The sequence below is a fragment of the Bacteroidales bacterium genome (genome assembly GCA_018334875.1).
Taxonomy (GTDB): domain Bacteria; phylum Bacteroidota; class Bacteroidia; order Bacteroidales; family UBA12077; genus JAGXLC01.
In genome coordinates this window covers 1-11146 of the sequence record JAGXLC010000119.1, presented here as the reverse complement: position 1 = coordinate 11146, position 11146 = coordinate 1, and the positions used below count along the sequence as shown (strand labels likewise).

Genomic DNA, 11146 nt, shown 5'->3' with positions numbered 1-11146 from the left:
GAAGGAAGGTTTTGTCCGGGTGACCATTCTTCAAGGAATTTGTGGTACACCGATACGTTTTCGAACCCGCTTCCTTTTAATTTTTTGGCCAGCCATTCGGCGTTTTCCCGTTCATAGTCGTAAATGACCAGCGTCTTTTCCGGGGTAATGCCCTTGTTGTCCATGATGTCCTTAAAATCGATGTATTGGGCCCATTTGAAGGGTATTGCGGTTGCACCTTTGATGTGGCCTCCGCGGGGTTCGTCTTGTAACGGCCACCCGTTATAAGCGGCCAGCGGCCGGATATCCAGAAGGATGCCTTCGGGCTGCTGAATCCAGTCAGCCAGTTCTTTGGTCGTGAGTTCTTTTATTTGTTGTGCCATAAGTTATTGGTTCCTGTTTGGTATTAAAATATCTAAAACATTTACAGAAGGGGTATTGTTTATTTTTTAACAACATTATATAAAGCCGGTTCAATCAAAATGGTATGTTTCCCCGCTTTAGCCAGTGGGGCAACGACTCTCCGGTACCACTCGGGCCGGAATGAAACGGAGGCCTGGAATTTTCTGTGAATACAACAAATGACCATCAATGACCATTTAATGACTATTGTATTTTTCTGCCAGCTTTTGCCCATGTAACAATCATCCAATCATCCAATCATCCAATCAAACTTTCAATCTCTATCAATGACCACTTAATGAGAACCAATGACCACCAATGACAACAAATGACCACTTAATGACTATTGTATTTTTCTGCCAGCTTTTGCCCATGTAACAATCATCCAATCATCCAATCAAACTTTCAATCTCTATCAATGACCACTTAATGACCATTTAATGACAACCAATGACAATCAATGACTATTGTATTTTTCTGCCAGCCTTTACCCGTGGAACAACCCGGACCGCCTGGCCTCCGTTTGCCTTCATCTTGAAATCGAGCACTGTTTCTGCATCCACTGTGGATCTTCGGATCCCCACCTTTGTTCTGGTATTGACCGTTGGATCGTCAAAATAGATGTGCGCCACATAGTCTTGATCCTTATCCAGAAAATCAAAGGGTATTTCGAATGATCTTGCTTTGTCGCTGTTCATGCCCCCGATGTACCATTCCTTGCCGGATCGCCGGGCGATGATGGCATATTCCCCGATGCTTCCCTGAAGTATCCTGGTTTCATCCCAAACCGTGGGTACCGCTTTGAAGAACTCCAGTTCGGGTTCGTTTCGGATGACACTTTCCTCAGGTGCTTTTTCCTCTTCTCCGATGGCTTCAAGGGGCCTGTCGTACCAGAATAAAAACTGCCAGGGGCTGTACATGCACACGGTTTTGGCAAGCTGGTAAGCATGCGACCAGTGTTCATCCACACGCCTGGAGTAATAACAGACGGTATTGTCGCCGGCACCAGCGAGCATGCGGGTGAAGAGCGTGGTTAGGGTCTGTTGTGTGGATGGGGTGGCCTCGTCGCCCCTGATTCCTTCCATGGTCATGAGGTTGGGGTAGGTGCGGCTGTAGCCGGTAGGCCGGTATTCATCATGGATGTCCACCATAATCTGATTCTCTGCTGCTATTCTTATGGCTTTGTGCAGCCATTTGGTCCAGCGTTGGGAACCGACATTCACAAAGCCGAATTTGACACCCGCCACGCCCCATTTATTATAGGTGGCGAACAGCTCATCCAGCGGATAATTTTCCAGGGCTACATGATTCACATAAAGTATAACGCCAATATCCCTGTTCCTGGCTTCCCGGATGATTTTGGGGAGATCCAGGTCGACGTTCAGGTAGGTATCGCTGTTGGGATATTTCCGGATCCGGCCTGAAGCAACCGTCATCGGGTTGGCGGCCGTGTCGAATTCCGGCCCGTACCAGCCGGTGTCGAACTCGATAAACTGCAGGTTATGCTTATCGGCAAAATCTATATATGCCATGGCTGCTTCGGTATTCAGGCTGATCACCCGGATGGCTTTACCCGGCCGGATCCAGGAGGTGTTTTCAATCTGGCAGGGTTCGTTCAGGTTCAGGATAAGGTCGTTATTTTCCAGCAATTTACCCGGACCGGAGCCCACCATCACCACACGCCAGGGAGTGGAAAAGGGGAGAGGAGATTCCACTCCGCTGCTCAGATCGGCGACAAGGCCATGAGGGCTGTCTTCCAGCCCGGCCAGTTGAGTTCGGGCATAATTGACCAGCGCGGCTTCTGCCACCGCGGCATAAGTGTTGTCATCCACTTTTACTGTCAGAGGGCGGCACACCCCTGAGCCCAGCTCACTTAGCTTTTTTTCTTCATATTCTCCCTGGGCGCTTTGTGTGCTCCAGGTGGTATGGTCGTCCAGGAAACGGAATTCGGTATTTTCACTTTTTATAGCTATGTTTTCAGGGAAATCCCCTTTTGGTATTTTGTATCGGAGCGCCATGCCCGAATCATAGCAGCGAAATACCAGTTCCATGATGCATGAAGGTTCGCTTTGATGAGACAACTGAACCGTCATCTGGTTGTAATGGTCTCGGATGGTGGAGCTTTCACCATGGACTGGCTTCCAGGTGTTGTCATGGCTTTTCTTTTCGGTGGACAGCACTTGGAAGTGGCTATTCAATGTATTTCCTTTATCCAAGGTGAATCCAAGCATTGATTCGCTGAGTAGCTGCTTTCCGCTGTATGAAAGGTTATAAACGGGGCAGTCCTTTTTTCCGGCGATGTCCTTAAGGGCAAAGTTCACTTTGATCTTTCCGTTTGGCGATTCAAGGGTTTGGGCAATGCCTGCCCCCGCCCAAAAAAGAAGGAGTGCGGCAATGGTTCCCATCATTGTTTTCTTCATAGGCTGTTTTTGTTTTATTGAGTTCATTATCAAAAAGAGTAAAAAGAATAAATTGCCACTAAAACTCCAAAACTCCAAAAACCACAAAAAAGAAGAATACAGTATTATATTTTTGGTGAAATTTAGTGTTTTAGTGCTCCTGCCCCGAAGCAGGCGGGGTTGGTGGCAAAAAACCTTTTAAACCGGGTTAATTATTTGATTGTACAAAAGTGTATTCCAAAATCAAATAAAACGAAAATTTTTGAGAAGGAGAAAGGAATTTGCAGATATCCAGTATGAATTCCTTTTGATGCCTATTCATATCTTAAACTTTCTGCCGGATTGGCGTTGGCCGCGGTAATGATCTTATAAACCATGGTCAGAAATGCAATCGCGAGGGCTACGGCGATCCCCGCTGCAAAATAGTACCAGCTCAGGGATATCTTATAGGCAAAATTGTTCAGCCACTGATCCATGTAAAAATAGGCTACGGGTATCCCAATAATGCTGGAGATAAGGATCAGGATCAGAAATTCACGGCTGATGACCCTGACAATGCGTGTTACGTTGGAGCCAAACACTTTCCGGATGGCGATCTCTTTGTATTTATGGAGCACCACAAAAGAGATAAGGCCAAACAGGCCCAGGCAGCTAATGAAGATACAGAGCACCGCAAAAATGCCAAAGATTTTCATAGTATTGATTTCATCGGCATAGGTTAGCCTGTAACGCTCATCCACAAAGAATCCTTCGAAAGGCACACCGGAGAATAGTTCGTTCCACTTCTGTTTTATCTGGCCAACAGAACCTTGAAGATCAGTAGTCTCCAGCTTTGCCATAATATAGCGGAAGCGCCCCGGAAAGAAGAAATAGGCTGCAGGTTCGATGGGGGTCCTGAGGGAATAATAGTTGTAATCCCTGATCACTCCGATAACTTTCACTTTTAATGAATCATTTCCGGGATGGATGAAATATTTGCCGTTGGGGTTGTCCCATCCCAGCTTTTTCATGGCAATTTCATTGAGAATGACGGCTTCACTCCGGTCTCCCGAATGGGTGGAGCTGAAATTTCTGCCTTGTAAGATGGGTATTTCCATCTGGGGAAAATAGTTTTCGTCCACAAAACCAAAGCGTGACATGAGTTGCTGTTCAGAAGTATCGGCTACAGTCATCTTTGACTGGGTTCCTGAAACTCCGTTATAGCGCGATGAGGCGGACACGGATCGTATACCCGGCTGGCCTTTCAATTCGTTTTTTAGTAGTTGAATATGATCTTCCAGCACATCATCATCAAAATGCAGCGGAATGGCATACACGGCTTCATCGTTGTAACCTTTGTCAGTGGTTTGGAAGAACCTTACCTGGTGCATGGCTACAAGCGTGGATATAATAATGACCACTGAAACACTGAACTGGGCTACTACCAATATTTTTCTCATGTACCCGGAACTGCTTTTATCTCTTGAACTGCGAAGTCCCGTAAATATTACCGTAGGTTCGAATCCTGAAATGTAAAGGGCAGGATAAAGGCCTGATAGTAATCCTACTACTGCAATGGTGGCGATCAATCCACCTGTAAATAGGGGATTACCCATATCCATGACAAGGGGGATCCCCAGTATCTTACTGATGACAGGGAGTAACAACGAGAGACCAAATATGGCCAGAATGGCTGATAAAATAGACAGTATATAGGATTCACCAAGGAATTGCATTATGAGCTTTTTTCGGTTGGCTCCCAGTACTTTTCTGACCCCTACTTCCCTTGTACGTTTCAGGGCCATCGATGTGGCCAGGTTGATATAGTTGATGCAGGCTACGATCAAAATCAGGAGAGCGATGACTGAGAAGATGTGAAGCTGGTTGATATCCCCCTGATGGTGGTTGTATATCTGAAACTTGATATGGCCTGACTTCAGATGGATCTCCTCCATGGGCTGAAGATACATCTCCAGTCCATGTTCCCAGTTCTTGCTGAGGTATTTTTTGATGAAACCGGGCAGTTTGGATTCAAAGGCGGTTTCTTTCGTTCCCGGTGCAAGCTGCACATAAGTGTCCAGTGAATTGCTGCCCCAGCTTTCCACCCAGTCAAACCGGTTTTCCAAGATTTTAAAAGGCAGCAACGCATTGAAATAAACCGTGCTGGTTTCCGGATAATCCTCCATTATCCCCCTGACGATAAAAGATTCACTCATGATGGTGAGCATCTTATCCATTGCCTTGGATGCATTGCCAAAATATTTCTTTGCAACCGTTCTGGAGAGGATGATTGAGTTGAGATCTTGGAAGACTGTATTTTCATCACCCATGATCAGCTTTACATCCATCATATCGAAAACCGATGAATCTGCAAAGGCAAAATGATTTTCAATAAAGGTTTGATCGTTATATTTCACGTTCAGACCGTATCCCCTGTAGATTCTTAAGGCATTAACCACTTCGGGATATTCGCTGACAAGATTGGGTGCTAGCGGGCCCATCGTTACAGCTACGTGTTGTTCACCTACACCTGGTTCGGTTTGGATCTCCACAACCCGGTATTTGTTCTCCACGTCGTTAATGTGCCTGTTGTAACTTAGTTCATGCTGGATGAACAGGAGAATGGTCATGAAGCTGATGATCCCGATGGTCAGCCCCAGGATATTCAAAAACGAAAAGGTTCGGTATCGGACAATGTTCCGGAGGGCGATACGAAAATAGCTTCTAATCATGGTCGGATACAGTTAAAAAGTTATATGGAAATTTCGAACTAAATACAATAAGATTTTTCATTCAGTGCCAACCGGAATTATTCAGGCCAGCAATCTTTATAAATAAAGACGAGCGAAAGAATATGGAGCTGCATCACCTGCTTTAGTTCTGAGCAGGTAAACCGAAGCCTTGCTGATGTCTTTTTTCTCAATGATTTCTTCCAGTTCCTTTTTTAATTTATCCGCATCGGTCAGGACATTGTCGGCTTCAATGGAACAGCCGGATAAAAAAACTACCGTCATAAAAAGAAAAACCAATCCGAAAGGTCTGACGCTTGATGTTTTCATGATGATCGTGTTTTGGTGTTAAATTAAATTTTTTATCCGGTTTTGAACAAAATATGTGCCGCTTTGGTATCATGTGCGGGATTCATGTTCCATAACAGGGTAATTGTTGGGTATATTTATTATGAGGCTTTGTTGATTCTTTTATATTGATATCTTATTCAGATTTTATTAAATTGTGAAAACCAAAAATTCTAATATTATGAACACATTAAAAGCCACACTATTTGTTGTAATTCTTTTTGCCGGTTTGATGGGATGTAATCAACAGAAAACCGGTGAATCGGAAGAGAAAACCGGCGAGGCTGCAAAGCCTGAACTGGTAAAAAAATGGAGTACCGACACGGTGATGAGAATTCCCGAATCGGTGAAATATGATGCAGAAAATGATGTACTTTATGTTGCCAACATTCAGGGCAACTCCAATGAGAAAGATGGACGCGGATTTATTTCCAGGGTTTCTCCCGACGGGGAGGTTCTTGATCTGAAATGGGTCAGCGGTCTGGATGCACCGAAAGGCATGGGTATATATGAAGGCAAGCTGTACGTGACCAACATCGATGAGATTGTAGAGATTGACATTGCCGGAGGAGAAACTGCCAACCGGTATCCCATGGAAGGGGCCCAGTTTGGCAATGATATTGACGTCAATGAAGCCGGGGCGGTATTTGCTTCGGACATGCGCGGAAACAAGATTTATCGCTTAAAGAATGGATCGGTAGAGGTTTGGCTGGAATCCAACAAACTCGATAGTCCCAACGGCCTGTTTGCAAAACAGGATCACCTGCTGATCGGTATCAACGGCGCCGTCCTAAGGGCTGACTATGAAACTGCGGAGCTGGATGAGTTCATCTCCAATACCGGGGGCATCGACGGGCTTGAAGAAGTCGGCGACGGCTACTATATCAAATCCGACTGGGCCGGGCATGTTCATTTGCTGCATCCCGAGCAGGAGAAGATACTGATCCTGGATACCACGGATGACAACATCAATGCCGCCGACATTGATTTCATCCCGGAAACGAATATGCTGTATGTGCCAACATTTAATGACAACCGGGTGATGGCCTATGAGCTGAAGCGGTAGGAATTGAAAATAATGTTCTAATAAATTTTGAATATAGGCTGGCCAGAAGGGTTATATATTAATGGTGTAGATTCCCCGCTTAAATCAGGGACTGGCGGCTTTCTTTTATAAAGTTTCGATCGGAATGAAACTATGATTAAGACAATAAGAGGCTTCTCATTCCTGACGAAGCGATAGCGAAGATCAGGAATCCTGACAGAGCTTTGAATATATGTTCTGAAATCCAATTAACCTCAAAATTGAGAGGAAATTTGAAAGCAATATGTTTTACAATTGCCAGAGATAAAGTATAGATTCCGGCTCTCCCCCGCAAACGGCGGGGTCAGCCGGAATGAACGTTTAGCCCTTGGTTGTGGAGTTAGATAAGTTTAATAGTGAAGCCTATATAGTGTTTGTCCATAAAGTCAAAGAGATTTGAAAGAGTCTCGTCTAGAATGTTCGCTGGCAAGGCTTGCGAGTTTTGAATGCCAAATGTAGAGACGCACGGCCGTGCGTCTCTACAAGATGTAATTGACTGGCATGAAAAACGAGCGTAACGCAGCCAGCGGATATTATAGACGAGACTCTATTTAGAACTGATACCCCAGCATATTCCAGTGATACAACTGCCAGTTGGTAATCAGTAAAGCCAGACACAACAGCACGTAATGGATATTACCAAGAAGGGCGTGCTTATTTAGCCAGAGCAACCGCCCGGTTATAAAAAGCACGATCGGGGTGATGATGGTTCCGGTCACCGAAAGGGTGAAGAGGTATTTGATCTCCGTATCTAGGCCGAATGCGATTTCGTTTGAGTTAAACATCAGGGTGGTAGCGCCAAAGAAAAACATAAGGAAGAAAAATGCAGCCATCCATCCGAAGCATTTAGCATGTAAAGGCAGATGTTTTACTTTTCTCTCGTTGTATTCTTTTCGTATAAGGTATGCCACGGGCCAATGCAGGAAAGTGATCAAAAACATAAGAACAGAGAAGTAGAACAGGGTGAGGTGGAATTGATGGTTGTTTATAAAGCGGACCTTTTCAAAAGCCACATAAGGCGCCTGCCCACGCAGCATATGGGTGATTTTGCCCTGCCGGTCCTGCTTAAAGGCAAGTTTTTCGGAACTGTTTTCGGCCCGGAAGGTCAGCTTGCCGATGGGGATGTAATGGGTAACGTCCCGGCCAGTGACTTTCAGCATACCCTCGGTTGTGGTCTTAATGTAAACGGGGTTCATCACCGCCGCGATTTTGGTGAACCGTTCATGGGGATGTCTCAGCGACCGGTATTCACCTTCAAACCTGCTCAGCTCTTCGGGAGGCATGTAGAAATCCGTTCCACCGAGCTTTTCCGGGAAGAAATGGTCCATAAATTCCTCCAGCACCAGGTTTTTTACGTGATTCCCGTTCTCGCTGTTGAAGGAAATAAACAGGCCTGCATTTTTCCGGGGCAGAAGTATCATCAATGAATGGAACCAGAAGGTATCGCCTCCGTGCCCTATGATGGGGGTCTTGTTCTGACTCAGTTCCATGAATCCGTAGGCCATGGAGTTTATATTGTCTGCAGGTCGGAAAGCAGGGCTTTGCATCATTTTTGCAACCGATGAGTCGAGTATGGTGTTGTTCCTGAAACTTCCTTTTTGTAGATGGGTGATCATAAATTTCGCCATATCGGTGGCTGTAGATGATGCGGCACCAACCGGCGCCAGGGGAATGTATTCGAAATACTGTTGCTGTAGCTCGCCATTCCTAAATTTGTAGCCTTTTGAGAGGCTGCCCGGCAAGCTTGGCGGTACCGGTTGCCGGAAGGTGGTGTGGTTCATGTTCAGCGTGTTCAGGATGTGCTCCTCCACATAGTCGTTCCATGACTGGCCGGAAACTGCTTCGACAACACAGGCTGCAATGCCCGTTCCATGATTGGAGTAGCTAGCAAACCTTCCCGGTGGTCTTACCCGTGCCGGCATTTGTTGTTGCAGGATTTCATCCAGCGGGCGCAGTGCACCGGTATCCCTGGCAAATAGTCCCAGGATATAATCTTCGAACCCCGCCGTATGGGTCATAAGGGCCTTTAGGGTGACAGGTTCCGTGTAGGTGTCGGGTACCTGGATCTCGTCAAGATACTGGTTGACATCTACATCCAGTTCCACCTTACCTTGCTCGTAGAGTTGCATGATGGCAGTCCACACGAATAGCTTGGATATGGAACCGATTCGGAAAAGGGTTCGGTCGGGATCTACTTTTCTGTCGCGGTCAATATCTGCATATCCATAGCCTTTGGAGAAAATGACATTGGTGTCCTGAACCACCGCAACAGTGGCGCCGGCAATGTTGCGGCTGTCGAGGTGGGCTTGTATCATTCCGTCCATGAAGCTTGTAAGCCCTGAAGAGTCAGTCAGCTCTGGCTGCGAAAGACCTGTCTGGGCAAATATCATTAGAACCAGAAGGATTGAATTTTTCATAGCATCTGATAAAGTTGCGTAAATATTTAGAAAAACAAGGTAGGCAATTTTTTTGATAAATGAAAATCGATTGGTTTCTTTTTGGTATATGGGTTATTCCATTTGATAAACGAATGGTATCTTTCCGGTTATAAGTAGTAGAGAAGATCGGGGAAATTGGCCCTGTCTGATTTTTTATTTCTTTTTCTTATCTGAGTTTTCCTGAATTGGTGGTGGTATTCCTTTTTTGTCTGGGGTTTCCGATTTCTTTTTCTTTTCATCCATGGATGTTTCCACCACAATATTTTCCAGCCAACTGCCGAAACTATCTCCTTCATTGAAATGATGAATTTGATCGAAGGCGTTGAAGAAGGCCTGATTCAGCACATTTTCCGCTTCACTTTCATCGAGAGTGATACTCAGGCTTTTATTGTACATGGGATGATAGTATTCTTTATAAAGTTTGAACTGAGATTTTTGTTCTCCCTCTTTAAGTTTACGAATGAATTCATCCGAGTGGTCTTTATATATTGTTTTTTCCGGCTTTTGCATATCCAATTGATCTGTTGTATAAACCACTACAAATCCTACCTCTGAGTCCTCCGCTAAATAAGAAATATCTGAGAGTTTTTTGGTGGTTAAATTAAATATCGAAGAAATTTTTCAGCTTAACTCAATCTTATTGATACATCCATTCAATTTCTCCTTCTCCGAATAGATATAACAATTCAATACAGTTTAAGTTTAATCAAAATAGTCATCACCTGGGAAAGAATAGCTGACAAATGACACGTGGCGGCTATCGGGTGCCCAGGAAGGCACGTTGATGGTACCCTGTCCTCCGTAAAGATAACTGACCACTTCGGGGCTTTCACCGGCTGCGTTGGTAGGAAGCAACCTTAGCATTACCCGTTTGTAAGGCGGATGGTCCTGGGCATCAATCCTTGGAAGATAGGAAACAAAGATGAGCCATTTCCCGTCCGGTGAAGGATGGGGAAACCAGTCGTTGTAACGGTCAAAGGTGATCTGTTGTTTATCGGAGCCGTCGGGACGCATGCGCCATATCTGCATGGTACCTGTGCGGGCTGAGCTAAAGTAGATATATTTTCCGTCGGGTGAATACTCGGGACCGTCATCCAGCATTTTGTGGTCGGTGAGTTGTTTTTCCCTGCCACCGCTGGTTTTTATTTTATAAATGTTGTATTCGCCTTTACGCTGACCTACATACACATGGAATTTTCCGTCGGGTGACCATCCATGCCAGTAGGAGGGGACTTTATCCGTAACCGGTCTGGGAGTACCTCCTTTCCGGGGAACAATATAGATTCTTGAGCCTGATTGTTTTTCGTCTTCATAGTGGTGACTGATGGCAATTTCCTGTCCATCGGGAGAGAGGCCGTGATCGTTGTTGAGTGAGGTGGCAAAGTCCGTGTCAATAAGTTCTGGCTGACCTCCTTCTACAGGCAGTTCATAAAGGTGTCCCCCGCTGTTATAGATTAAGGTGTTGGTGTTTGGGTCCCAGTTAGGGGCTTCAAAAGCTTTTTTTGAAGTGTAAATAACCTTGCGGTGCTTCTCCTGTACCTCGAGGATTTCCATGCGGCTTCCCCCATCTTCGTCCTCATAAGAAGTAAAATTTTCAGGTTCCGGAACCGTAATTCTTACGTTGCTGTAAACGGCTTCTTCCAGCACACCCTGGGAATGGGAGCACATGAAAAGGCCAGTATAAAGCTTTCCACCCAAATCCAGATTCAGTGTATCCGAATATTCCATGGGATTTCCGTCTGTTGCAGCACCCATGATAAACTGGTTGCCGGATTTTTCGAGCTGGAT

The 11146-nt window shown here is 45.4% G+C and carries 8 protein-coding genes; 1 reads left to right on the top strand and 7 read right to left on the bottom strand.

The genetic code is table 11. From position 1 onward, the window contains the following. The 4 genes from KGY70_10815 to KGY70_10800 form a co-directional block, all read right to left on the bottom strand. Positions 1-362, bottom strand: a 362-nt coding sequence (locus KGY70_10815) for a hypothetical protein (protein MBS3775672.1), incomplete at its 3' end; no start/stop codon positions are given. A 483-nt stretch (positions 363-845) separates the two neighbouring features. Further along, positions 846-2801, bottom strand: a complete 1956-nt coding sequence (locus tag KGY70_10810) for a glycoside hydrolase family 97 N-terminal domain-containing protein (protein ID MBS3775671.1) — start codon at positions 2799-2801, stop codon at positions 846-848. Positions 2802-3094: 293 nt separating this feature from the next. Beyond that, positions 3095-5491 (bottom strand): ABC transporter permease, encoded by a 2397-nt coding sequence (locus tag KGY70_10805; protein ID MBS3775670.1) that lies wholly within the window; start codon positions 5489-5491, stop codon positions 3095-3097. Positions 5492-5587: 96 nt separating this feature from the next. Beyond that, a complete protein-coding gene (locus KGY70_10800; GenBank protein ID MBS3775669.1) occupies positions 5588-5818 on the bottom strand; it encodes a hypothetical protein in 231 nt (76 codons plus the stop codon). A gap of 199 nt (positions 5819-6017) precedes the next feature. Here KGY70_10800 and KGY70_10795 point away from each other — a divergent pair, with 199 nt between their 5' ends. Continuing rightward, positions 6018-6902 (top strand): hypothetical protein, encoded by an 885-nt coding sequence (locus KGY70_10795; protein ID MBS3775668.1) that lies wholly within the window; start codon positions 6018-6020, stop codon positions 6900-6902. A 569-nt stretch (positions 6903-7471) separates the two neighbouring features. Here the strand turns inward: KGY70_10795 and KGY70_10790 are convergent. The 3 genes from KGY70_10790 to KGY70_10780 form a co-directional block, all read right to left on the bottom strand. Continuing rightward, positions 7472-9337 (bottom strand): beta-lactamase family protein, encoded by a 1866-nt coding sequence (locus KGY70_10790; GenBank protein ID MBS3775667.1) that lies wholly within the window; start codon positions 9335-9337, stop codon positions 7472-7474. Positions 9338-9511: 174 nt separating this feature from the next. Then, positions 9512-9868: a hypothetical protein gene (locus KGY70_10785; protein MBS3775666.1), complete on the bottom strand. Its 357-nt coding sequence runs from the start codon at positions 9866-9868 to the stop codon at positions 9512-9514. A 192-nt stretch (positions 9869-10060) separates the two neighbouring features. Beyond that, a partial coding sequence (locus KGY70_10780) for a TolB family protein (GenBank protein ID MBS3775665.1) occupies positions 10061-11146 on the bottom strand: 1086 nt, incomplete at its 5' end.

Coding starts and splice junctions, on each gene's coding strand:
- KGY70_10810 (MBS3775671.1), bottom strand. CDS start 2,801: ATGAAGAAAACAATGATGGGAACCATTGCCGCACTCCTTCTTTTTTGG.
- KGY70_10805 (MBS3775670.1), bottom strand. CDS start 5,491: ATGATTAGAAGCTATTTTCGTATCGCCCTCCGGAACATTGTCCGATAC.
- KGY70_10800 (MBS3775669.1), bottom strand. CDS start 5,818: ATGAAAACATCAAGCGTCAGACCTTTCGGATTGGTTTTTCTTTTTATG.
- KGY70_10795 (MBS3775668.1), top strand. CDS start 6,018: ATGAACACATTAAAAGCCACACTATTTGTTGTAATTCTTTTTGCCGGT.
- KGY70_10790 (MBS3775667.1), bottom strand. CDS start 9,337: ATGAAAAATTCAATCCTTCTGGTTCTAATGATATTTGCCCAGACAGGT.
- KGY70_10785 (MBS3775666.1), bottom strand. CDS start 9,868: ATGCAAAAGCCGGAAAAAACAATATATAAAGACCACTCGGATGAATTC.